A 23,012-nucleotide genomic window follows, 5' to 3' on the forward strand; every position below is an offset into this window, starting at 1 on the left:
CCCCGCCACTACGTCCTGGCCCTGCCCTGGCAGGTCATCGAGCAGGACGACCCCGGTGAGGGAAGCGTGCACATCTACGAGCCCTCCAGCGGCGCCGTGCGCCCCCTCGACCTGACTGCCCCGCGCGATCCGCACCGCCCCGGCCCCCGCGAGCTCGGCGGCTGGCCCCGCATCCTCGCCGTCATCGCGCCCGAGAACTGACCATCAAGAGTATTATCCTGACTCGAGGGGTGGGAAAAGGTTCCGTCACCCTGAAAGGCGGGCACGTGTTCTCTTCTACGTTTCGGTGAGGGTGGTGCCTGATGATGACTGTCAGCCATGATGTGCATCTCTGGGATGTTCAGCGAGCCGCGGCGATCATGATCCTCGCTGTTGGAGTCCTCGGGGCGGTGGCGATCCTGTCGGTCCCGTTCGCCATTGGCCTGTACGGTCTGCGCGGGCTGTGGATCCCTGCGGTTCTCCTCATCCCGCTCGCCCTGCAGGGGTGGGGGCTCCGTCTCCTCAAGCGCCTAGCCACGACTTTGCCCCGATGAGGGCGACCGGGCCATGATGTCGTGACTGCCCACCAGGAAGGACCCCCATGACCACGCGCGCCCGGATCGCCCGCCTCATCGACCACACCCTCCTCAAGCCCGAGGCCACCACCGCCCAGGTCAATGCGCTCATCGCCGAGGCCGCGGACCTGGGCACCTACAGCGTGTGCGTCTCCCCGAGCCTCCTTCCGCTGAACCTGCCCGACGGACTGCACCTGGCCACCGTCTGCGGCTTCCCCTCCGGCGCCCACGCCACCTCCGTCAAAGCCGCTGAGGCCGCCGACGCCCTGGACAAGGGCGCTGAGGAGATTGACGTGGTCGTCAACCTCCGCCTCGTCAAGGAGGGTGACGCCGACGCCGTCGAGGCCGATATCCGCGGCGTGCGCGATGCCTGCCGGGGCGCCGTCCTCAAGGTCATCATCGAGTCCGCAGCCCTTACCGATGAGGAGATCGTCTCCACCTGCCGCGCCGCCGAGGCCGCGGGCGCCGACTTCGTCAAGACCTCCACCGGCTTCCACCCCGCCGGCGGCGCCTCCACCCACGCCGTCGCCCTCATGCGCGCCACGGTGGGAAACCGCCTCGGCGTTAAGGCCTCCGGCGGCATCCGCACCTCCGCCGACGCCTTGGCCATGGTCGAGGCCGGCGCCAACCGCCTGGGTCTGTCCGCCAGCGCCGCCGTCCTGGAGGGGCTGGACGACTGACGGGAACCCTGCGTCGTCGCACATCACCGCACCTCACGGACGGGCCCGGCATGACAGCCGGGCCCGTCGACGTCCCCACTCGGCACGAATCGGGAAGGATCACCTCAACTTGCCAAATTTCGGGTTCCCGAAACTATACTCGGCTCCATGAGAACCATCCCCAGTATGAGTCGCCGCAGCGTCGCGGCGCTCGCCTGTCTCGCCCTGTCCGCTCCCGCCCTGGCTGCTTGCGGTCACAGCTCGACCTCGGCCGACGCCGCGGGAACGGTCAAGGCGGTCGCCTCCACCACGCAGATCTGCGACTACATCACCCAGCTCGCCACCGGCGACGCCTCCAGTGACCTCTCCTTCGACCGCACCGGCGCGGACGGCAAGACCCAGCACTTCGGAGCCGACGCCGCCAAGGCCACGTCCCACCTCAAGCTCACCTGCCTGCTGGCCCCCAACGCCTCGGCGCACGAGCACGACATGACCACAGCCCAGTCCAAGGCCCTGTCCGAGGCGGATCTCTTCTTCATCTCCGGCGTCGACCTCGAGCACTTCCTGGACTCCGCCGTTGAGTCCACCGGCTTCAAGGGCACCATGGTAGTGACCTCCGGGATCGCCGGGGCCGTCGACGTCGATGACCTGGCCGCCCAGAAGAAGAAGGAGGAAGCCAAGCCCTACAAGGTCGACCGGGGCAGTGCGAAGGTCGAGGTCGCCAAGTGGCCCTTCCCGCCGGAGGAGGGCGAGAGCGAGCCCGAGTTCCGCTTCGACCCGCACGTGTGGACCTCACCGAAGAACGCCATCGTCCAGGTCACCAACATCGGTGCCGCCCTGGAGAAGGCCGCCCCCGACCAGGCCGGAGTCTTCCGCAGCCACGTGGACGCCTACGTCGCCAAGCTCAAGAAGCTCGACGAGTGGGCCGCCGGCTCCCTCAGCTCGGTGCCCCAGGACAAGCGGGTCCTGTTCACCAGCCACGACGCCTTCGGCTATTTCAGCAAGGAGTTCGGCGTCAAGTTCGAGGGCGCCGCCCTGTCCGACTTCAACGCCCAGCAGGACGCCACCGCCGACAAGATCCAGCAGACCGCGGACAAGGTCAAGGCCTCCGGGGCGGTGGCGATCTTCGCTGAGAACTCCAACAACCCCAAGTCCATCCAGAAGGTCGCCGAGGTCGCCGGCGTCAAGGCGGTCATCGGTGACGATGCCCTCTACGGCGACTCCCTGGGGACCCCCGGATCCGACGGCGAGACCTACATCGGCTCCATCCTCCACAACGTCTCCAACCTCACCAAGGCCTGGGGCGGTACGGTCACCGAGATCCCCGCCGACCTCGCCCAGTGGACCCCCAAGGCCTCCGACGTCAAGTGAGGAACGTATGACCGGCCCCCGTGATCGCACTCCAGACATGACTACCTTGACCACTCCGACCGCTGCTGCCGAGCCGGTCGTCACCCTGGAGGACGCCTCCTTCTCCTACGGCTCCTCCACCGTGCTCACCGGCGTCACCGGTCGGGTCTCGGCCGGGCAGGCCCTCGCCCTCGTGGGCCCCAACGGCTCGGGCAAGACGACACTCATGCGGGCACTGCTCGGCATGGTGACCATCAGCAGAGGCCGGGTGCGTGTCAACGGGGCGGCACCGGGCAGAGCGCCCCGGGGGTCGGTCGGATACGTTCCTCAGCTCAGCGACCTCGACCCCACTTTCCCCGTCACCGTGCGGGAGGTGGTCCAGATGGGCATGTACTCCCAGCTCGGCATCCTGCGGCGCCCCGGCGCCGAGGCCCGTCGTCGGGCGCTGGAGGCCCTTGAGAGCGTGGGGCTGGCCGACCGCGCTGACAGGCGCTTCGGCACCCTGTCCGGCGGCCAGCAGCAACGCGTCCTCGTGGCGCGCTGCGTGGCCGCCCGGCCCCGCCTCATCCTCCTCGATGAGCCCTTCAATGGCCTGGACCAGCCCAACCGCGAGGCCCTGCTGTCCATCATCACCGACCTCAAGGACCAGGGCATCTCCCTGATCATCTCCACCCATGACCTCGTCCTGGCCCAGGAGACCTGCGAGCAGGCGGCCCTCCTGGCCGGACGTCAGATCGCCTTCGGGCCGCGCGACGACGTGCTCGTGGCCCGCTACATCGATGAGGCCTACGGCGGCCACGGCACCACCCGGCTGCTGGGGCTGCGCTCCGGCGTGGACACGCAGGAGCGGTCATGAGTGAGGCGATGACGCTCTTCAGCCAGGCCCTCGAGCAGCTGCGCCTGGCGGCCGTCAACGTCCCCGGGCTCACGGAGCTGGCTCAGTTCCCCTTCCTCTTCCGCCCCCTGGTGATGTTGGTGCTTCTGGGCGTCGTCGCCGGCGTCATCGGCGTCATCGTCAACCTGCGCAGCGCCGAGTTCAGTGCCGAGGCCATGGTGCACGCCGTCTTCCCCGGAATCGTCGCCGGCGCCGTCTACTGGGGGATCGACGCGATCATCCCGGCGGCCTCCGTTGTCGCCGTCGCCGCGGCCCTGGTCCTGACCATCGTCTCCCACCGCTCTCGTCGGGGTGAGGCCTCCGAGGCCGGCACCGCCGTCGTCCTCACCAGCTTCTTCTCCATCGGGCTCATCCTGTCCCTGGCCAAAGGCGACATGTCCGGCCAGCTCGAGGCCCTCATGTTCGGCCGCCTCCTGGAGGTCACCGATGCGCGCCTGGCCCAGGCGCTCATCGTGTGCGCCGTCGCGCTGCTGCTCATTGCGGCGACCTGGAAGGAGCAGGTCGCCTACGCCTTCGACCGCACCGGTGCCCGCGCCTCCGGGCTGAGGATCCTCGCACTCGACCTGGTCCTCAACACCGCCATCGCGGCCGCGGTCGTCTCCGCCTCGACCGCGGTGGGCATCCTCCTGGTCATCGGCTACCTCGTCATCCCCGGCGCGACGGCGCGCGTCCTCGCCTCCCGGGCGCGCACCATGGTCGTTGTCGCCATCGCCGTCGGTGTGGGCGGCGGATACCTCGGAATGCTGCTCATGGTCCTGCCCGAGACCCTCGACAAGCCGATCTCCCCGCAGGCCACCGTGGCCCTGGTGATGACCGGAATCCTCCTGCTCGCCGTCGGCGTCTCCACCGCGCGCGAACGGCTGGACAGGATCCGCCACCGCGATCACTCGACGCAGCCGGTCACGGTTGCGGCGGCCTCGACGACGGCGGATACGGAGGCCACCACTGATCGCGCCGGGGGAGCGGAGGACTCGGCGAGCGGCGTGACCCCGGTGGCCGAGAGGAGCCGAGTATGAGGATCGGGTTCGACATCCTCCTGCTGCCCATCATCGAGGTCGTTCTCATGGGACTGCTGGCCGGGCTCGTGGGCGCGCTCGCACTGGTCCATCGCCGGATCTTCTTCACCGAGTCACTCACCCACGCGACCTTCCCCGGAGCGATCGTCGGTGTGGTCGCCGCCGCCTGGTTCTCGCGGGCGGCCCTCGGCCAGCGCGCCGACTTCACCCTCCTGTCCACGCTGGTTCTGGTGGGAGCCGCCTTCATGTGCCTGCCAATGATCTGGCTCATGCGGCGCCTCTCCCAGGTTCCCGGGATCTCCTCCCAGTCGGCAGCCGGCGTCGTCCTCACCTTCGGATTCGCCCTGGGCTACTTCCTCAACAAGTGGTTCGCCCCGCTGCCGATCAAGGTGGACTCCTTCCTGGCCGGATCCGTGCTCAACGTCAACCACATCGATGTCATCGCCGCCGGAGTCGTCCTGGCGATGACGATCCTCGTGCTCCTAGTAGGCGGACGGTTCCTCACCTTCTACAGCTTCGACCCGCTGGGGTACCGCGCCAGCGGGCTGAACCCCGCCTGGGCCGAGGGGACCGTCATGGTCATGATCACCCTGACCATCGTGATGCTCGTTCCCGCCGTCGGCACGATTCTGCCCATCGCGCTCATCGCCGCGCCCGCGGCCGCTCTGGCGCCGTGGACGCGCACCATGCGCCAGCTGCTGATCGGTGCCCCGGTGCTGGGGGCGGCCTCGGCCCTGGCCGGGCTGCTGATCGCGGTGCAGCTGAACCTGTCCGCCGGTGGGGTCATCGCGGTGACCTCCGGAGTGGTCTACCTGGTCTCGGCCCTGGTCCACTGGTCCGTGATGAGCGGAGTCTGGGTGCGAGTGCCGCTGCTACGCCGGGGCTGAGCCCGCCGATCCTGTGCGGGTGCTCCCAGCGACGCCGGAGCGAGGCTCGCGGCAGGGCCGAAGGCCGGCTCTCAGGCGGCGATCCCCAGGACGCCGCGCAGGTCGGCCTTGATGGCCTCCAGGCGCTCAGCGGCCGCCTTGCGCACCTGCGCCACCGGAGTGCCATTCGTCGGCAGAATCACCTCGCAGTAGCACTTGAGCTTGGGCTCTGTCCCCGAGGGGCGCACGACCACCCGGTCATCCGAGGCCGTCACCCACACCAGCCCGTTCGTGGGGGGCAGGGTGCCGCCGTTACCGTCCGAGACGCCGTCGAGCAGATCCACCGTCGTGGTGACCGGGGAGCCGGCAAGCTTGGCCGGTGCCCCGCCCGAACGCAGGCGCTCCATGGTGCTGGTAATGATGTCGAGGTCCTCGACCCGCATGCTCAATGGGCTCGTGGCGTGCAGCCCGTGCTCGCGTGCGAGCCGGTTGAGCAGATCCTGCAGGGTCCGGCCCTGCTGCTTGAGCACGGAGGTCAGCACCGCCAACCGCACCGAGGCGGAGATACCGTCCTTGTCCCGCACCGCGGCGGGATCGACGCAGTACCCCAGTGCCTCCTCGTAGCCGAAGACCAGGCCCGGCTCCCGACTGATCCACTTGAAACCCGTCAGGGTGCGGCGGAAGCCCAAGCCGTGGGACTGGGCGATCCGGCGCAGCAGGCGGGAGGAGACCACGGAGCAGGCCAGGACCCCGTTGCCGGCGAAAGCGGCCAGCTCGGCGGCCTGCTCCCCCAGGAGCGCGCCGACCTCATCGCCTGTCAGCTGACGCCAGCCACCGGGAGCGTCCTCGTCCGGGATCGCCGCCGAGCAACGGTCAGCGTCAGGATCGTTGGCGATCACCAGGTCCGCATCGACCTGCCGGGCCTTATCCAGCGCCAGGTCCAGCGCCCCGGGCTCCTCCGGGTTGGGGAAGGCGACCGTCGGGAAGTCCGGATCCGGCTCGAACTGCTCGGCCACCTCGACGACGTCGGTGAACCCGGCTCGCGCGAGCACCTCCCGGCAGGTGGCCCCGCCCACGCCGTGCATCGCCGTCAGCACGATCCTCACCGGGGCGGGGGCCGTCATCCGGGCCGCCTGAGCGGCCCGCTCGATGTACTCCTCCCGGATCTGCGGGTCGACCGTCTCCCAGCCCGACTGCGGGCGGGGTACGGAGGACACCGGGCCGACGGCGTCGATCGCCGCAGCGATCTGGCTGTCATAGGGGGGAACGATCTGGGCTCCCTGCCCCGAGTCGGTTACGGCCCGCCCGCCCAGGTAGACCTTGTAGCCGTTGTCCTGCGGCGGGTTGTGCGAGGCCGTGACCATGACGCCGGCGTCGGCCTCCAGGCGCCGCAGCGCGAAGGCGAGCACCGGGGTGGGGCAGTGCGACTCGAAGAGAATGGCCCGTCCGCCCGCGCCGGTGACGACCGCGGCCGTATCGCGGGCGAACTGCTCAGAGTTGTGGCGGGCGTCGTAGCCGATGACCACGCTGAAACCCTCACCGAGACGGTCCTTGAGGTACGCGGACAGGCCTGCTGCGGCGCGGATGACGACGACCCGGTTCATCCGGTTGGGGCCGCCGCCCAGGCGGCCGCGCAAGCCGGCTGTGCCGAAGGCGAGGGTGCCGCTGAAGGCATCACTGAGTGCCCTGCGAGCCGCCTGGGCCTGCTCGCCATGAGAGCGGGCGGTGCTCAGGAGCTCAGTGAGCTCGGCGCGAGTGGCGGGATCCGGATCGTCCTGGATCCACGCGTCCACGGCAACGTCGTCGTACACATCTTCAGGGCCTCGGGTCATATCCGTGACGGTACCGCGCCAGAACTTCTGGAAACGCTCACAATGACGCTCCTCACTGGTGTTTCCAAACACAAGGAGAATTCAGTCACCAAAATGACGGAACATACCTAAAGATAAGATTTCTTGAGTTAAATTGGCAGTATAATTCGAGGTTGTTTTGAGAGTCCTGAGAGGTGTGTTGATGTTGAGAAGGAAGTGGGTGGCGGGAACGAATGTCTGGGACTTTTGTCTCCCATGTGTCCTTGGCTCCTGAGCGTCGAACACGTCGCCGCCTGGCCAGGATTAAGGGATCATGGCGCCATGAGTACACGCGAGTCCTACCGCAAGGGACCAGTGGTGCTGCGCGGCACCCAGATCCCCACCCAGACCACCGACGCACGCCTGCTGAGCAGTGACGCCGACGCCGAGTGGCTCCACGCCGACCCGTGGCGGGTCATGCGCATCCAGGCGGAGTTCGTCGAGGGCTTCGGGGCGCTGGCGGAGCTGGGGGCGGCCATCAGCGTCTTCGGCTCGGCCCGCAGCAAGCCCGAGGACCCCGCCTACCGCGTGGCCATGGAGGTCGGCGCCGGGCTGGCGCGCGCCGGCTACGCCGTCATCACCGGAGGCGGCCCCGGCATGATGGAGGCCGCCAACCGCGGGTGCCACGAGGCCGGTGGAACCTCGGTGGGGCTGGGCATTGAGCTGCCCCATGAGCAGGGCATGAACGAGTACGTCGACCTCGGGGTCAACTTCCGCTACTTCTTCGCCCGCAAGACCATGTTCGTCAAGTACTCCGACGGATTCGTCGTCATGCCCGGCGGAATGGGGACCCTCGACGAGCTCTTCGAGGCCCTCACCCTGGTCCAGACGCAGAAGATCTCCTCCTTCCCCATCGTCCTGGTGGACAGCGGCTACTGGGGCGGGCTGCTGGAGTGGCTGCGCACCACGATGGTCGCGCGCGGCATGATCTCTTCGGCTGACCCCGACCTGCTGCATGTTGCCGACGACGCCGAGGCCGCCGTGGACTATGTGGTCAGTGCTGCCCGCCGACTGCGTGATGGCCGGGCTGGTGCGTGAATCGTGTCATGGCGGACCCATCATCGAACGTCGCACCTTGAATGTCGTAGAATATGACAGGTCGCGCGGCGATGTGCCCGCGCAGCACTGACGAAAGGTGAGCACATGGCTGCCATGAAGCCCCGGACCGGAGACGGCCCCCTCGAAGTCGTCAAGGAAGGCCGCGCCATCATCATGCGGGTTCCGCTTGAGGGCGGTGGTCGACTCGTCCTCGAGATCACGGCTGATGAGGTCAAGGCACTCGGAGAGGCTCTGGCCAACGCCAAGATCTGAGCGATCCAGGCACCCCGGGGCAGCCGGTACCACTCGGTCCTCGGGGCCGAGTAGCCGGTGGCCGAGTCACCCAGCCTCACGAGAGAGGGTCGGACCCCATGCGGGTCCGACCCTCTTCCTCGTTCCGCCCCGCTGGCGGTCAGGTCTGACGCACGGAGACGAGCAGGCCGTCTCCAACGGGCAGCAGTGTGGTCAGCAGGGCCCGGGAGGCGCGCAGCGCCTTACCGAGCTCACGGGCTGCCACAGTGGTGACGTCACGGCGGGCAGGGTCGGCCACGTGGTCGTTCCACAGGGCGCGGGTGACGGCCAGGACCCCGCCGGGGCGCAGCATCCGCAGGGCGTTGGAGGCCAGGAGGATGGCCTCTTCCGGGGCGACGTCGAGCACCACCATGTCGTAGGAGCGGGCCGCCATCCGGGGCATGACGTCCGATGCCCGCCCCTGGATGATGCGGGTGCGCGAGGAGGGGTAGCCGGCTCCGTCAAAGGCGCGGCGGGCCTCGCGCTGGAGCTCGGGCTCGACGTCGATCGTGGTGAGGACCCCGTCGGTCCCCATGCCGCCTAGCAGCCACAGGCCCGAGACTCCGGTGCCGGTGCCGACCTCGGCCACGGACTTGGCCCCCACTGAGGCGGCCAGCATCCGCAGCGCCGCTCCGGTCCCCGAGGACACCGGGGTGATGCCGAGCTCGAGCCCGCGTATGCGGGCCTGGGCGGTGGCCTCGTCCTCCGCGGTGAAGTCCTCCGTGTAGGACCAGCTCAGCGTCTTGTCCGCACTCACTGTGAGCCTTTCTTCTGCTGCGGGGTGCCAGGCGCACCCATCAAGCCACATTGTTCCAGGTGTTCGGCCCAATAGGCGGAAGGGCGCTCGCTCGGGTGAGTCCGCCGGTAGGCGAACCGAGGCGGACCGGGGCGGTCAGGACTCCCTATACTGAGCGGCGTGTTCGGCATCAACGGATCTGAGTTCCTCGTCATCATCCTGGTGGCGGTGATCGTGGTGGGGCCGCAGCGCTTGCCCGAGTACACCCGCAAGCTCACGCAGATGGTACGTCAGCTCAGGGTGTTCCTGGACAACGCGCGCAGCCAGATCGCCGAGGAGGTCGGTCCCGAGATGGCCGACCTGGACCTGTCCAGCCTCGACCCGCGCCAGTACGACCCTCGCAAGATCGTGCGTGACGCCCTGGGGGAGGACATCGACGCCATTCGCGAGGACCTCGCCCACCCCTTCCGTTCCGTCGGCTCAGCCGTCAAGGAGATCTCCGACGACGCCGCTCAGGCCGTCAACGATGTGGTCAAGCAGGATCGGGCCACGTCGCTGAGCAAGCAGATCGAGGCCAAGCGCGAGGAGCGGCTGGCCGAGAACGACGCCGACAATGCTGACAACAGCGAGAGCCCCACGAGCTCCGAGAGCAGCACTGAGGGTGCCGAGAACGCAGAGCGCCTGCAGAGCGCTGAGCAGCAGGCAGTCTCCACCCCACCGCGGGGAGTGCTCCAGCAGACGGGCGACGCCGAGGCCGTGTCCGAGTCGGCTGAGCCGGTCGAGTCGGCTGACGGGGCTGATGAGACCGTGCCGAAGGTGACCGAGCAGGCCCAGGAGAGCGACGCCGCCGAGCAGTCGGAGGCGACCGAGGAGGACGACCAGTCGGCTGAGTCGGAGCCGGTGGAGGTCCCGGCAAGCCTGGTCGAGCCGCAGACCGCTGCCTGCGATGAGGAGGCAGGGGACACCACCGCGGCGGGCGATGACACCCGCACCCGCGTGCGGCCCCTGTCCCCGCGCGACATCGTGCGCGCCGCCAACGCCGCCGCCCGCACTCGCGCCGAGGCCGCGCGTATCGCCGTCGACTTCTGACCTCGGCCAGAGGGACGCGCGGGGCCGGCGTCAGGCCGGGGTGACCCCCAGGCTCTTGCCGGCCAGGCCGCGGGAGCGGTGCGTCAGGCGCTGGGCCACGGCGGACAGCTCCAGGGCAGCGGGGGCGTCGGCAGCCGGCTTGCCGTCCTCGGCCACGGTGGCCGGCAGGCCAGTGTCGGACCCCTCACGCAGGCGGATGTCCAGCGGCAGCTGGGCCAGCAGCGGCACCTCGTAGCCGAGGGTCTCGCTCAGGGAGGCGCTGACGATCTGGCCCCCGCCGGAGCCGAAGATCTCCAGGCGTGAGCCGTCGGGCTGGGGCATGTAGGACATGTTCTCGATGACGCCCACCACCTTCTGGTGTGTCTGGGCGGCGATGAGGCCGGTGCGCTCGGCCACCTCGGCGGCGGCCGTCTGCGGGGTGGTGACCACGAGGATCTCGGCGCCTGGCAGCAGCTGGGCCACGGAGATCGTCACGTCGCCGGTGCCGGGCGGCAGGTCCAGCAGCAGGACGTCCAGGTCGCCCCAGAACACGTCGGAGAGGAACTGCTGGACGGCGCGGTGCAGCATGGGGCCGCGCCAGACGACCGGCTGCTTGTCCTCCACGAACATGCCGATGGAGATGACCTTCACCCCGTGGGCCACGGGCGGCACGATCATGCCGTCGAGCTGGGTGGGCACCCGGTCCACCCCCAGCATGCGGGGAATGGAGAAGCCGTAGATGTCGGCGTCGACCACGCCCACGCTCAGGCCCTGGGCGGCCATGGCCGCGGCGAGGTTCGCGGTCACCGAGGACTTGCCGACCCCACCCTTGCCGGAGGTGACGGCGTAGATGCGGGTGAGGTTGCCCGGCCGGGTGAAGGGAATCACCGGCTCGGCGGCCCCTCCGCGCAGGCGACGCCGCAGCTCGGCCTTCTGCTCGTCGTTCATGACGCCCAGGCTCACCTGGACCTCGGTGACGCCCTCGACGGTGCTGACCTCGCGACGGGTGTCAGCGGTGATCGTGTCCTTCAGGGGGCACCCGGCCACGGTCAGGAGCACCTCGACACTGACAACGCCGTCCTCGGCGATGTCAACGGAGGAGACCATTCCCAGGTCGGTGATGGGGCGGTGCAGCTCGGGGTCGATGACCCTGGCCAGCGCCTCCATGACGGCGTCATGAGTCGGTTGCGTCATGAGCCCATCCTAGGGGCGCCCCGGAGTGCCACGACAGGTGGCGAGCCCCACGTGGGGGCGGGAGACGCTCTCAGTGGGCGGTGCGCTGCCCCGGTGCGGCGTCGGGCTCGTCGTCGCCGCTGTCCTGGAACTCGGCGATCTCCTCACGGGTGAGGCGCTCCTCGGCGAGAATCTCGCTGAGCATGTCACGCAGTTCGCTGCGCACGAAGTCGCGGGTGGCGACGTCGTTCATGGCCAGGCGCAGGGCGGCGATCTCCCGGGTGAGGAACTCGGTGTCCTCCAGGTTGCGCTGGGCGCGCTGGCGGTCCTGCTCGGCGGTGACGCGGTCGCGGTCGTCCTGCCGGTTCTGGGCCAGCATGATGAGGGGGGCCGAGTAGGAGGCCTGGGTGGAGAAGGCCAGGTTGAGCAGGATGAAGGGGTAGGGGTCCCAGGCCCGCTGCATCTTGACCAGGACGAGGTTCGCCACGATCCACACAGCGACGAAGATCGACATGTAGAGCACGAACCGGGGTGAGCCCATGAAGCGGGCGGTGGCCTCGGCGAAGCGGCCGAAGCCGTCGGAGCGCGAGGCGTGGGTCGGATGCGTCCTGCGCAGCCACCGCAGGCGGCTGTCGGGCAAGGGCTGGTCGAGCTGGTCAGGCATTGGCTCCCCTCTCGATCGTCTCGTCGGTGACGGCCTCGTCGGCCACGCGCCAGTCGTCGGGCATGAGGTGGTCCAGGACGTCGTCGACACTGACAGCACCCAGCAGGCGCCCGGCGTCATCGAGGACCGGCAGGGCCGTCAGGTTGTAGGTGGCCAGCAGACGGGTGACGGTACCGATGGAGTCCTCGGGGCGCACGGAGTCGACGTCGGTGTCCACGATGGAGCCGACCAAGCGCTGAGGACGCTCGCGCAGGGCCCTCTGGAAGTGGATCATGCCCACGAACTTGCCGGTGGGGGACTCCAGGGGCGGGCGGCACACGAAGCCGACGGCGGCCAGGGCGGGAGGAACCTCGGCCTTGCGGGACTGGGCCAGAAAGGTCGCCACGGTCGACTCGGGGGGCAGGATGATCGGCTCGGTGGTCATCAGGCCGCCGGCGGTGTAGTCGTCGTAGGCCATGAGGCGGCGCACGTCCTCGGCCTCCTCGGGCTCCATGAGGCCCAGCAGCTCGGTGGCCTTGAGCTGGGGGAGGTCGGCGACCAGGTCGGCGGCGTCGTCGGGCTGCATGACGTCCAGGACGTCGGCGGCGCGACCGGCCTCCAGGCGGGACAGGAGGGCGACGGCGTCCTCGTTGCCAAGCTCCTCCAGGACGTCGGCCAGGCGCTCGTCGGCCAGCTCGGCGGCCACGCGCATCTGGCTGTCCTGGGGCAGGTCGCGCATGACGTCGGCCAGGTCGGCGGGCTTGAGGTCCTCCAGGGTGGCCAGCAACGCGGTGGCGCCCTGCTTGTCGGCGCTGTCGGCCAGGCCGCTGACCTCATCGGGGCGCACCGTGAAGGTCTCCCCGCGGCGCAGGCCCAGGGGACCCGAGGAGGCCCGCTGGACGAACAGGCGGGTCACCTTCCAGTCCATGCCGCGGTCGCGCTCGATGGCCACGTCCCGCACGGTGACGGTCCCCGAGCCGTCGCGCATGGTGACCACCCGGTCCAGCAGCTCGCCGACGACCAGGGTCTCCACATGGCGCTGGGTGAAGCGGCGGATGTTCATCAGGCCCGTGGTGATGACGGCTCCGGGCTTGATCGCGGTGATCCGCGACAGGGGCAGGAAGACGCGACGCCGGCTGGAGACGTCGATGACGAAGCCGACGGCCCTGGGCTCTCCACGCATCTGCAGCAGGACGACGACGTCATGGACCTTGCCCACCGCATCGCCCAAGGGGTCGAAGACAGAGGTGCCGATGAGGCGGGCCACAAAAACCCTGGTGGTCGTGTGCGTCCTGGTGTTCTCCACAAGCCAAGCCTATGCGCCTGAGGCGTGATTGCCGGCCGATGGGTCCGTACCGCGTGCCCGCGCGTGCGACGATAGCCCCCATGAACGCCAATCCGAGCCCGTTGTCCTCCCTGACCTCGTCCAGTGGTGGTGTCATGCCCCAGGGGGAGGAAGTGGCCTCCTTCGCGACCTACCCCGAGGCGCAGAGGGCGGTGGATGCCCTGTCGGACCAGGGCTTCCCGGTTCAGCACCTGGCGATCATCGGCACCGACCTGCGTCAGGTCGAGCGCATCACCGGACGCATGAGCTGGGGACGCGCAGCGATGTCGGGGGCCATGAACGGCCTGTGGATCGGGATGTTCTTCGGCATCATCATGTCGGTGGCCGGCAGCAGCGGTCCCAGGCTCAACTTCTGGGCCTGCGTCCTGCTGGGGGTGCTGTGGGGCATCGTCTTCCAGCTCTTCAGCTACGCCCTGACCCGAGGGCGGCGCGACTTCACCTCCATCAGCCAGGTCGTGGCCTCGCGCTACTCGATCATCGCCGCCCGTGACATTCACGAGGCCAGCCAGGCCCTGGCCGATGTCCCGGGCAACCTTGCACGCGGGGGAGGGGCGCTGCGGCGCTCCCAAGAGCGGCGTCGGGCACGGCAGGAGGCTCCCGGGCCCACCGCCTTCGGATCGCGCCCCGACGAGCAGCCCCGCTTCGGGGTGCGACTGCCGCAGCCCGGCAGCGACGCTCCTGAGCGGACCTCCACCGCCTCGGCCGGACGCGCCTCCGGTGCCCCGGCCGCTGCCGAGGACTACGACCCCTTCCTGCGCCCCTCGCGATCGGGGGATCGCAAGGAGCCGGGGGCCTCGGAGTCGTCGCAGGAGACCGGTGATGAGACCGGCTCCGGTAACGAGGGCTGACCGGTGCTGAGGGACGAGGGAGCGCGACAATGAGCATTCCGGTGGGGCTGTCGACCGCCTGCGTGGTTCCCGGCAGTGTTCCAGACACCTTCGCCATCGCCCGGGAACTGGGCTATGACGGTGTCGAGATCATGGTCTGGAGCGAGAAGGCGTCCCAGGACGCCACCCGGCTGGCGGCCCTGGTGGAGAAGTTCGACCAGCCGGTGCTGGCCGTCCACGCCCCCACGCTGCTGGTGACCCGCGGGGTCTTCGGCGCCGATCCGTGGGACAAGGTGGACCGCTCCATTGAGCTGGCCCACTACCTCGAGGCGCCCACGGTGGTGCTGCACCCGCCCTTCTTCTGGCAGACCCGTTACGCGCGCTCCTTCATCGCCGGGGTCGCGCAGCGCGAGGCGACCACGGGCATCCACCTGGCGGTGGAGAACATGTTCACCTGGCGGCCCCGCCACGCCCACTCCACGCGCGACTTCCAAGCCTACTCGCCCACCTGGGACCCGGTGGGGCAGGGCTACAAGTCGGTGACGCTGGACATCTCCCACGCCGCCACCTCCGGCTCCGACGCCCTGGCCATGGCCCGTGCGCTGGGGCCCACGCTGCGTCACCTGCACCTGACCGACGGTGTGCCCGGGCCCCTGGACGACCACCTGCTGCCCGGGCAGGGCAACCAGGACTGCGCCGGGGTCCTCAAGCACCTGGTGGCCACCGGTTTCGAGGCTGGTGGGGGACAGGTCGTCGTCGAGGTGACCACCCGGTCCATGACGGCCGCCCAGCGTCTCGAGGGCCTCGCCAGCGCCCTGGCCTTTGCCCGCGAGTACCTGGAGGGCGGGGAACCGGCCCACATTCCCGAGCCGACCCGCAAACGCTACCGCCGTACCTGATCCGGCCTAGCAGTAGGCGGTCTCGTGCTCCAGGTGCGAGACGGGCTCGAGCTGGAGGGTCGCGTGCTGGATTCTGACCGGGAAGTGCTCGGCCACGCAGCGCTGGAGCCGGTCGAGGATCTCCTCGGTGTGACCGTCTCGCAGGCACTCGTCGCGCACGACGACGTGCGCGATCAGCACCGGCATGCCCGAGGCGACGGTCCACGCGTGCAGGTCGTGGACCTCCTCGACGTGGTCGATGCCGAGCATGTGCGAGCGCACCTGCGCCAGGTCCAGCTCCCGGGGGGTGAAGTCCATGAGGACCGCCAGGGCCGAGCGCAGCAGCGTCACCGCCCGGGGCAGGATGAGGACGGCGATGAGCAGGGAGGCCACGGCGTCGGCCCGGGTCCAGCCGGTGCGGGCCACGACGGCGGCGGCGATGATGACGCCCACCGATCCCAGGGCGTCATTGAGGACCTCCAGGAGAGCGGCCCTCATGTTGAGGTTCTCGCCGTGTCCGTCATGCCCCCGGCCGCCGGAGAGGACCAGCAGCGCGATGACGTTGGCGGCCAGGCCGATGACCCCCATGACGAGCATGCCGGAGGCCTCGACCTGCGGGGCCACCAGCAGGTTGTGAACCGCCTTGAAGGCCACGAAGAGGCCGACGACGGCGAGCATGCCCGCCTGGAGCGCGGCCCCGATGACCTCGGCGCGGCGCATGCCCCAGGTGGAGCGGTCCGTGGTCGGACGCGCGGACAGGTGCGCGGCCGTCAGGGCCATGGCCAGACCGGCGACGTCGGTGAGCATGTGCCCGGCGTCGGCCAGCAGCGCCAGTGAGCCGGTGAGAAGAGCAGTGATGATCTCGGCCACCAGGACGGTGGCCGACAGGCACAGGGCGACCAGGAGCCGCCCGCGCGAGGCCCCGGCGCCGTGGTTGTGCGAGTGACCGTGGGAGCTGTTGGGGAAATGGTCGTGGGGCTCGTGGCCGACTGGGGTGCTCACTGTGGCTCCTTGCTCCGGCTCGCTCCGTCCGCGCAGATGGTGGCGGCCAGGGACTCGGCCGCGGCCAGGACCTGCTCGATCGCCTCGGGGTTCTCGATCCGGCTGACGTTGGCCCGCCCGTGGGAGTGGCTGGAGATGAGACCGGCGCTGCGCAGGATCGCCAGGTGCTGGGAGACGGTCGACTGGGCCAGGCCCAGGTGCTCGGTCAGCTCCACCACCCGGTGCTCGCCACCGTGGAGGTGACGCAGGATCGCCAGGCGGGTGGCGTCCCCCAGGACGTCAAGCAGGGAGGCCACGGTGGAGGCCTCGCGCACGGCGCCGTGGTCCTGGGGTCGGTCCTCGGGCAACAGCCCATGTTTCATCGTCATACGCCGATGCTATCTGCGAGTAACGATGAGGGGCAAGGGGGTGACCAGCAGTCAGTCGGCAGTCAGTCGGCGATGAGCCCACTGACCCAGGCCTCGACCTCCTCCACAGTGCGGGGCACGTCCTGGGTGAGGCGCTCCACGCTGCCGTCCTCGCGCACGACGACGTCGTCCTCGATACGCACGCCCGTGCCGCGCATCTCGGCGGGCACCAGCAGGTCGTCCTGGCGGAAGTACAGCCCCGGCTCAATGGTGAAGCACATGCCCGGCCTGAGCTCGGCCTCCATGTACATCTCGCGGCGCGCCTGGGCGCAGTCGTGGACGTCCAGACCCAGGTGGTGGCTGGTGCCGTGAACCATCCAGCGCCGGTGGTACTGGCCCTCGGGGGCCAGGGAGTCGGCGGCGCTCACGCCCTCGGGCAGCATCCCCCACTCCTCCAGGCGGGCGGCGATCACCTCCATGGCGGCGGCGTGGACGTCCTTGAAGCGGCAGCCCGGCGTGCCCGCACGGGCGAAGGCGGCGTCGGCGGCGTCGAGAACCGCCTGATAGATCCGGCGCTGAGCCTCGGTGAAGCGACCATCGACCGGGATCGTGCGAGTGACGTCGGCGGTGTAGAGGGAGTCGACCTCGACGCCGGCGTCCACCAGGACCAGCTGGCCGGGCTCAACGGCGCCGTCATTGTTGATCCAGTGCAGGGTGTTGGCGTGGTTGCCGGCCGCTGCGATCGTGTCATAGCCCAGGCCGTTGCCCTCCTCGCGGGCCTTGGCCCCGAAGGCCCCCTCCAGGACCCGCTCACCGCGCCAGTGGCCGCGGGCACGGGGAATGGAGCGGATGAGGTCGTCGAAGCCGGCCTTGGTGGCGGCGACGGCGGCACGCAGCTGATCGATCTCCCAGGGGTCCTTGATCAGGCGCAGCTCGCTGGCGGCCTCGGCCAGACCGGCGTCCACCTCCGCGGTTCCCTGGCCGGTCTGCAGCCCGACCTTCTCTCGCGTGGAGGTCACCAGGGCGGTGACGGACTCATCGGCCTCGGCGACGACGCGCAGCCGGACCGCGTCGGGGCCGGCGTCCTTGGCCAGCGCGTCGGGCAGGGAGTCGATGTCGGCGCAGCGCATGCCGGTGGATGCCTCGACCTCCTCCAGGGAGGGTCGCACGCCCACCCACAGCTCGCCGTATCGGGGGTCGCCGTAGAACTCCTGGCTGGAGCGCGAGGCCCGGGGTCGGAAGTAGAGGACCGCCTCATGCGTCGGGGCGGTGTTGTCGGCGTCGGCGGCGTGGCCCGGGGAGCCCGCATCCTGACCCGGCGCGGTCAGGGGGTCCAGGACGAGCACGGCGTCCGGCTCGAAGTCCGTGCCGGTGCCGGCCAGGTGGGCGAAGGCGCTGTGGGGCCTGAACCGGTAGTCGCAGTCGTTGTTGCGCACCTTGAGCGCGCCGGCGGGCAGCACCAGACGCTCACCGGGGAAGAGCCTTCCGAGGGCCTCACGCCGGGCCGCCGCCCAGGGGGCCGCCTCGCTGCGGGCGGGCAGACCCTCGGGGCGCGGGCCCCACCCCGAGCCGATGAAGTCGCGGAAGGCCTGGTTGTCGGGCTGGCGGGACCGGTTGGAGCCTCGCGCCGCCAAGGACTGGGGGGCCTCCTGCGAGGAGGCGGGGGCCTCGTCGGACGGGTGAGTGTCTGCGGGAGAAGTCGATGCCATAGGGGCATCATCCCACTGTCGAGCCCCTGCCGGTGCTCGGTGGGGGTCTCAAGATTACCGGGGCGGATCAGCCCTGCTCGTCGGCCGGGAAACGTACCCCCACCTGGCGGCGGGCCTCCTGCAGGACCCCGACCGCCGCCACGGAGCGGCTCAGCGGGTGCAGATCGGACTCGCGCGCGCCGGCACGTACCAGACGGCACACCTCGGCCAGCTCGTAGGCGAGCTGGTGGCCGGGCGCCTGGACGCCGCGCTCGACCGACAGATCCTCACTCGCGCCCGTTTCCGCCGCCGGGCCGCGCAGCTCGATGCGTCTGGGCCACTGGCAGTCATCAATGCTCAGCACGTCATGGTCCCCGGCGAAGCTCGACTGTGTCCCCGGGGAGGTCTTGGAGTGCAGGCAGACGACCTCCAGCCCGGCGTGCTCACCGAAGTCGTAGGACAGGACCACCGTGCCCCGTGCGTCCACACCGCACTCCAGCAGCGTCCCGGTGGCCGTCACCCGGTCCAGCTCACCGAAGAGGTGGATGGCCAGGCTGACCGGGTAGATGCCCAGGTCCATGAGGGAGCCGCCACCCAGTGCCGGATCGAAGGCCGGCGGCAGACCACCGGAGCGGTAGACCTCCATCCGCGAGGAGAACTGCTCCTTGGACAGCACTACCCGATGCAGCCGCCCCAGCCGCGGCAGGTGCTCACGCAGCCGAGCCACCCCGGGCTCGAAGGCGGACAGCCACCCCTCCATGAGGAAACGGTCGGCTGCCCGCGCCGCCTCCACCATCGCCTCGGCCTGCGAGCGCGTCAGGGCGAAGGGCTTCTCCACCAGGACGTGGAAACCGGCCTCCAGGGTCGCGATCGCGTGCTGTGCGTGCAAGGAGTTGGGGGAGCCCACGTGGACGACGTCGATCGGGGCCTGCGAGCCCGGGCCGTGGGCGGCAAGCATCTCCTCGAGCGAGGCATAGGCATGCGCGATCCCGTGCTCGGCGGCGAAGGCGGCGGCGCGCTCGCGGTGGACGGAGGTGACTGCCACGATCTGGGCGCCCGGCTCACAGGCGACTGCCTCGGCGAACCATCGGGCGATGAAACCGGCCCCGATCACCCCGAAGCGGATCGGGGCGTCGTCGGGCAGGCGTGTGGGAGGCGCAGTATCCGTCGTACGGCTCGGCTCGCTCATGTCGTCCAGTCTTCCACGTCTCCCGATGCTCCTACCTACACTTACCTACACTGTCACGGTGCGTATCGATCCCCACACCCATTCGGCCTGCTCCGACGGCACCGACTCTCCCGCCGGGCTCATGGCTCAGGCGGCCCGGGCCGGCCTCGACGTCGTCGGGCTGACCGACCACGATACGACGGCCGGATGGGAGGAGGCGGCCCGGGCCGTCCCGGATACCGGCGTCGCCCTGCTGCGCGGCACCGAGATCTCCTGCGCCGCGGACGGGGTCACCCTCCACCTGCTGTCCTACCTGCACCGGGCCGACGACGCCGGACTGGAGGCCGCCTTCGCCCGCGCCCGCCGCTCGCGCGACAGCCGGGCGCAGCGGATGGTCGAACGCCTCAGCGAGGACTTCCCGATCACCTGGGAGGATGTCCTGTCCCAGTGCGCCGACTCCCACACGATCGGCCGCCCCCACATTGCCGACGCCCTGGTTGCGGCCGGCTCCTTCCCCGATCGCAACGCCGCCTTCGCCGGGCCGCTGGCCACCTCCTCGCCCTACTACGTCCATCACTGGGCGCTGGACCCGGTGGAGGCCTGCCGCCTGGTGCGCGCCGCCGGCGGAGTCCCGGTGGCGGCCCACCCGCGCGCCTCCTCGCGCCAGCGCCGCCTCGTGCCCGATGAGACCTTCGCCCAGATGGCCGAGGCCGGCCTGGCGGCCCTGGAGATGAACCACCGCGACCAGGGCCCCGAGCAGCGCGAGCAGGTTCGCCTCCTGGCCCAGCGCCTGGGGCTGGGGCTGTCGGGGGCCTCGGACTATCACGGCACCGGTAAGCCCAACCGCCTGGGGGAGAACCTCATGCCGCCCGAGCTGCTGGAACGGATCCTCGATGAGGGTGCCCTCGACCTCGTCCGACCCTGAGGGCCGACCGGCCCCGGTACCCGACTCCCGCCGAGCGGCGGTGATAGAAACACCCCCATGTTGCAGTCCGCCTTCGACACCACGGTCTTCGCCACGACCTTCACGACGCTCCTGGTCATTCAGGACCCCCTGGGCGCCATCCCGATCTTCCTGTCCCTGACCTCGCGGCAGACGCCCACCGAGCGCGCCGCCTCCGCACGCCAGGCCACGGTCGTCTCCTTCGCCGTCATCGTGCTCTTCGCGGTCTTCGGACGCTACATCCTGAAGTTCCTGGGGATCTCGGTGCCCTCTCTCCAAGTGGCCGGAGGTCTGCTCCTGCTCCTGGTGGCCCTGGAGCTGCTGACCGACAAGGTCGATGAGAGCCCTGACCCTGAGGCCGTCACCGCCAACGCCGCTCTCGTTCCTCTGGGCACGCCGCTGCTGGCCGGGCCCGGCGCCATCGTCGCGGCGATGGTCGCCGTGGACACCACCGGAGGTGGGGTAGCCGGATGGGTCTCCGTGACGGCCGCGATCATCGGCACGCACGTCGCCATCTGGGCCTCGCTGCGCTTCTCCCTGGGGCTCAACCGGGTGCTGGGCACCTCCGGCATCCGGATCCTCACCCGGGTCATGGGACTGCTCCTGGCAGCCATCGCCGTCCAGATCATGGCCGACGGCGTCTTCGCCTTCCTGGAGACCCGCCTCTGACCCCGGTCCGCCCCGGAGTTGGACAGCGGCTGAGACCCACGTGCGTCTCAGCCGTTTCTATGCCGCCCTACTCGCCGACGGTCCTGTCAATGGGACGGCCGCCGCGAGTGCGCTTACGGGTGCGCTTGCGCCGGGGCTTGGCCTCGCCGTCGGCGGAGCGCCGGGAACGCTCGCCGCGCTTGGCGTCCCTGCCGCCGCGGCCCCGGCCGCGCTCCGAGCGCCCGCCCTTCCGACCGGACTGCTTGCGTCCGCGCCTGCCGGTCTCACCCAGGTCCTCGATCTCCTCAGCGTCCAGCCCCTCCAGGATGCGCTTGTGGCGGGGCAGGCGGCCGGTGACCTTCTCCGGGATCGACAGGTCGGAGAACAGGTGCTTACTGGTGTGGTAGGTCTCCACCGGCTCCTCGATGGGCAGGCCCAGGGCCTTGGCGATGATTCGCCAGCGCGGCACGTCGTCCCAGTCCACGAAGGTGACCGCCGTGCCGGAGTTGCCGGCGCGGCCGGTGCGCCCGATGCGGTGGACGTAGATCTTCTCGTCCTCGGGGCACTGGTAGTTGATGACGTGGGTGACGTCGTCGACGTCGATGCCGCGGGCGGCCACGTCGGTGGCCACCAGGACGTCCACCTTGTTGTGGCGGAAGGCGCGCAGGGCCTGCTCGCGGGCCCCCTGGCCGAGGTCGCCGTGCAGGGCCGCGGTGGCGAAGCCGCGGGCGCGCAGGTCATCGGCCACCCGGGCCGCCGTGCGCTTGGTGCGCGCGAAGATGATGGTGCGCCCGCGTCCCTCGGCCTGGAGGATCCGGGAGACGACCTCCACCTTGTTCATCGAGTGAGTTCGGTAGACGACCTGCTGGACCGTCTGGACGGTCATGCCCTCGTCACCTGGGTCCTGGGCGCGGATGTGTGTGGGGCGGGTCATGTAGCGGCGCGCCAGGGCGACCACGGCCCCGGGCATGGTGGCGCTGAAGAGCATCGTGTGCCGGTCGGCGCGGGTGCGGGCCAGGATCTTCTCCACGTCGGGCAGGAAGCCCAGGTCCAGCATCTCGTCGGCCTCGTCCAGGACGACGGTGGTCACGTGAGCCAGGTCCAGCACGCCGCGCTCCATGAGGTCGATGAGGCGGCCGGGCGTCCCCACGACGACCTCGGCCCCGCGCTCGAGGTCCTCGATCTGGGGCTCGTAGGCGCGCCCGCCGTAGACCTGGACGATGCGCACGGTGCGTTTGGCGGCAGCCGTGGACAGCTCCTCGGCGACCTGCTTGGCCAGCTCACGGGTGGGCAGGATAACCAGGGCCTGGGGGCTGCCGGAGGCGGGATCCTCGTCCCAGCCCTCCTCCCCGGGGCCCAGAGTGTCCATGAGCAGGGGGATGCCGAAGCCCAGGGTCTTGCCGGTGCCGGTCTTGGCCTGACCGATGATGTCCTGCCCCTCCAGGGCCACCGGCAGGGTGAGGGCCTGGATGGGGAAGGGGTGGGTGATGCCCTTGGCGTCCAGGGCCTCGCAGATCTCCGGCTCGACACCGAAGTCGGCGAAGGTCTTGCGGCTCAGGTCGGTCTGGGCACCCTCGTCGGTGATGTCGGGAGTGGCTTCGTCCAGGACGGGGGCGTGGGCGCCGGCCGTCTCGATGATCCCGGACGTGGCGGCAGTGGCGTCGGCATCCTCGATGGTGGTCTGGTCGTCTGTGGAGTTGTGGTTGGGCTCGACGGCGTCGGCCCCGTGCTGCTCGTTGCTCACGAGGTTCCTTGTCTTCTGATCAGGTTGAACCGGTCCGGCGCGGCTGTTGCTCGCGCGCACAGCGGGGTGCGCTGCGTGGGCGTTAGCGCCGTCGGATGTGGCAGCCGATCGCGAGTCATATCTGAGTCCATCTGACGACCGGGCAACCGTGGACGCCGTCAGCGTAGCGGCTTTCCAGCATATTCGCGGCGTTGGGCGTCACTTTGACGGCTTGAGTGTGGGTGATGTCACGACGGGTGTGGGGGAGATCAGGCGGAGGCGGAGGGGGTGCATGTGGTGAATC

General features: G+C 70.0%; 23 protein-coding genes and 1 pseudogene. 14 read left to right on the forward strand and 10 right to left on the reverse strand.

The window, feature by feature from the left end:
• The 7 genes and pseudogenes from BKH20_RS08325 to BKH20_RS08355 form a co-directional block, all read left to right on the forward strand.
• Window positions 1-201 (forward strand): annotated as a pseudogene (locus BKH20_RS08325) (hypothetical protein); the annotation flags it as partial.
• A 104-nt stretch (window positions 202-305) separates the two neighbouring features.
• Window positions 306-533 (forward strand): hypothetical protein, encoded by a 228-nt coding sequence (locus BKH20_RS08330; RefSeq protein WP_256693104.1) that lies wholly within the window; start codon window positions 306-308, stop codon window positions 531-533.
• Window positions 534-580: 47 nt separating this feature from the next.
• The gene (gene deoC, locus BKH20_RS08335; RefSeq protein WP_075390671.1) at window positions 581-1,234 is read left to right on the forward strand and encodes a deoxyribose-phosphate aldolase; all 654 of its coding nucleotides are present in this window, start codon (window positions 581-583) and stop codon (window positions 1,232-1,234) included.
• 165 nt (window positions 1,235-1,399) lie between these two features.
• The gene (locus tag BKH20_RS08340) at window positions 1,400-2,584 is read left to right on the forward strand and encodes a metal ABC transporter substrate-binding protein (RefSeq protein WP_075390672.1); all 1,185 of its coding nucleotides are present in this window, start codon (window positions 1,400-1,402) and stop codon (window positions 2,582-2,584) included.
• A 7-nt stretch (window positions 2,585-2,591) separates the two neighbouring features.
• Window positions 2,592-3,419 (forward strand): metal ABC transporter ATP-binding protein, encoded by an 828-nt coding sequence (locus tag BKH20_RS08345; protein ID WP_081381662.1) that lies wholly within the window; start codon window positions 2,592-2,594, stop codon window positions 3,417-3,419.
• Complete coding sequence (locus BKH20_RS08350) at window positions 3,416-4,474, forward strand: metal ABC transporter permease (RefSeq protein WP_075390674.1); 1,059 nt, start codon at window positions 3,416-3,418, stop codon at window positions 4,472-4,474. The genes BKH20_RS08345 and BKH20_RS08350 overlap by 4 nt, the downstream gene beginning before the upstream one ends.
• Window positions 4,471-5,361, forward strand: coding sequence for a metal ABC transporter permease (locus tag BKH20_RS08355; RefSeq protein ID WP_075390675.1), 891 nt, complete (start codon window positions 4,471-4,473; stop codon window positions 5,359-5,361). Before BKH20_RS08350 ends, BKH20_RS08355 begins: the two co-directional genes overlap by 4 nt.
• A gap of 71 nt (window positions 5,362-5,432) precedes the next feature.
• Here BKH20_RS08355 and BKH20_RS08360 read toward each other — a convergent pair whose 3' ends face one another.
• Window positions 5,433-7,172, reverse strand: a complete 1,740-nt coding sequence (locus BKH20_RS08360) for a phospho-sugar mutase (RefSeq protein ID WP_075390676.1) — start codon at window positions 7,170-7,172, stop codon at window positions 5,433-5,435.
• 300 nt (window positions 7,173-7,472) lie between these two features.
• Here BKH20_RS08360 and BKH20_RS08365 point away from each other — a divergent pair, with 300 nt between their 5' ends.
• Window positions 7,473-8,228: a TIGR00730 family Rossman fold protein gene (locus BKH20_RS08365; RefSeq protein ID WP_075390677.1), complete on the forward strand. Its 756-nt coding sequence runs from the start codon at window positions 7,473-7,475 to the stop codon at window positions 8,226-8,228.
• A gap of 105 nt (window positions 8,229-8,333) precedes the next feature.
• Window positions 8,334-8,501, forward strand: coding sequence for a DUF3117 domain-containing protein (locus BKH20_RS08370; protein WP_009396029.1), 168 nt, complete (start codon window positions 8,334-8,336; stop codon window positions 8,499-8,501).
• Between the two features lie 139 nt (window positions 8,502-8,640).
• Here the strand turns inward: BKH20_RS08370 and BKH20_RS08375 are convergent, their stop codons facing one another.
• Window positions 8,641-9,276 carry an O-methyltransferase gene (locus BKH20_RS08375; RefSeq protein ID WP_009406302.1) on the reverse strand — a complete coding sequence of 212 codons (636 nt, stop codon included), beginning with the start codon at window positions 9,274-9,276 and terminating at the stop codon, window positions 8,641-8,643.
• A gap of 159 nt (window positions 9,277-9,435) precedes the next feature.
• Here BKH20_RS08375 and BKH20_RS08380 point away from each other — a divergent pair, with 159 nt between their 5' ends.
• Complete coding sequence (locus BKH20_RS08380) at window positions 9,436-10,344, forward strand: twin-arginine translocase TatA/TatE family subunit (RefSeq protein WP_075390678.1); 909 nt, start codon at window positions 9,436-9,438, stop codon at window positions 10,342-10,344.
• A 30-nt stretch (window positions 10,345-10,374) separates the two neighbouring features.
• Here BKH20_RS08380 and BKH20_RS08385 read toward each other — a convergent pair whose 3' ends face one another.
• The 3 genes from BKH20_RS08385 to BKH20_RS08395 all read right to left on the reverse strand — a co-directional run bounded on the left by BKH20_RS08385 (window position 10,375) and on the right by BKH20_RS08395 (window position 13,445).
• Window positions 10,375-11,517, reverse strand: coding sequence for an Mrp/NBP35 family ATP-binding protein (locus tag BKH20_RS08385; protein WP_075390679.1), 1,143 nt, complete (start codon window positions 11,515-11,517; stop codon window positions 10,375-10,377).
• Window positions 11,518-11,587: 70 nt separating this feature from the next.
• Window positions 11,588-12,160, reverse strand: coding sequence for a DUF1003 domain-containing protein (locus tag BKH20_RS08390; protein ID WP_075390680.1), 573 nt, complete (start codon window positions 12,158-12,160; stop codon window positions 11,588-11,590).
• Window positions 12,153-13,445: a magnesium transporter MgtE N-terminal domain-containing protein gene (locus BKH20_RS08395; RefSeq protein WP_075390681.1), complete on the reverse strand. Its 1,293-nt coding sequence runs from the start codon at window positions 13,443-13,445 to the stop codon at window positions 12,153-12,155. The genes BKH20_RS08390 and BKH20_RS08395 overlap by 8 nt, the downstream gene beginning before the upstream one ends.
• 80 nt (window positions 13,446-13,525) lie before the next feature.
• On the opposite strand from BKH20_RS08395, the gene BKH20_RS08400 reads away from it, so the two are divergent.
• Both BKH20_RS08400 and BKH20_RS08405 read left to right on the forward strand, forming a co-directional pair.
• On the forward strand, window positions 13,526-14,332 hold the full coding sequence (locus BKH20_RS08400) for a general stress protein (protein WP_075390682.1): 807 nt from the start codon (window positions 13,526-13,528) through the stop codon (window positions 14,330-14,332).
• A 29-nt stretch (window positions 14,333-14,361) separates the two neighbouring features.
• Entirely contained in the window at window positions 14,362-15,210 is an 849-nt protein-coding gene (locus tag BKH20_RS08405) for a sugar phosphate isomerase/epimerase family protein (protein WP_070660066.1), read from the forward strand.
• Window positions 15,211-15,216: 6 nt separating this feature from the next.
• Here the strand turns inward: BKH20_RS08405 and BKH20_RS08410 are convergent, their stop codons facing one another.
• The 4 genes from BKH20_RS08410 to BKH20_RS08425 all read right to left on the reverse strand — a co-directional run bounded on the left by BKH20_RS08410 (window position 15,217) and on the right by BKH20_RS08425 (window position 19,415).
• The gene (locus BKH20_RS08410) at window positions 15,217-16,191 is read right to left on the reverse strand and encodes a cation diffusion facilitator family transporter (RefSeq protein ID WP_075390683.1); all 975 of its coding nucleotides are present in this window, start codon (window positions 16,189-16,191) and stop codon (window positions 15,217-15,219) included.
• Entirely contained in the window at window positions 16,188-16,559 is a 372-nt protein-coding gene (locus tag BKH20_RS08415) for an ArsR/SmtB family transcription factor (protein ID WP_075390684.1), read from the reverse strand. The genes BKH20_RS08410 and BKH20_RS08415 overlap by 4 nt, the downstream gene beginning before the upstream one ends.
• Before the next feature lie 62 nt (window positions 16,560-16,621).
• Window positions 16,622-18,247 carry an aminopeptidase P family protein gene (locus BKH20_RS08420; protein WP_075390685.1) on the reverse strand — a complete coding sequence of 542 codons (1,626 nt, stop codon included), beginning with the start codon at window positions 18,245-18,247 and terminating at the stop codon, window positions 16,622-16,624.
• 67 nt (window positions 18,248-18,314) lie between these two features.
• Window positions 18,315-19,415, reverse strand: coding sequence for a Gfo/Idh/MocA family protein (locus BKH20_RS08425; RefSeq protein ID WP_075390686.1), 1,101 nt, complete (start codon window positions 19,413-19,415; stop codon window positions 18,315-18,317).
• Between the two features lie 58 nt (window positions 19,416-19,473).
• Here BKH20_RS08425 and BKH20_RS08430 point away from each other — a divergent pair, with 58 nt between their 5' ends.
• A complete protein-coding gene (locus tag BKH20_RS08430; protein WP_075390687.1) occupies window positions 19,474-20,319 on the forward strand; it encodes a PHP domain-containing protein in 846 nt (281 codons plus the stop codon).
• Between the two features lie 57 nt (window positions 20,320-20,376).
• Window positions 20,377-21,006, forward strand: coding sequence for a MarC family protein (locus BKH20_RS08435; protein WP_070660047.1), 630 nt, complete (start codon window positions 20,377-20,379; stop codon window positions 21,004-21,006).
• Between the two features lie 67 nt (window positions 21,007-21,073).
• Here BKH20_RS08435 and BKH20_RS08440 read toward each other — a convergent pair whose 3' ends face one another.
• On the reverse strand, window positions 21,074-22,729 hold the full coding sequence (locus BKH20_RS08440; protein ID WP_075390688.1) for a DEAD/DEAH box helicase: 1,656 nt from the start codon (window positions 22,727-22,729) through the stop codon (window positions 21,074-21,076).
• Between the last annotated feature and the right edge of the window lie 283 nt (window positions 22,730-23,012).

The sequence above is a fragment of the Actinomyces oris genome, from assembly GCF_001937445.1.
In the GTDB taxonomy this organism is placed as follows: domain Bacteria; phylum Actinomycetota; class Actinomycetes; order Actinomycetales; family Actinomycetaceae; genus Actinomyces; species Actinomyces acetigenes.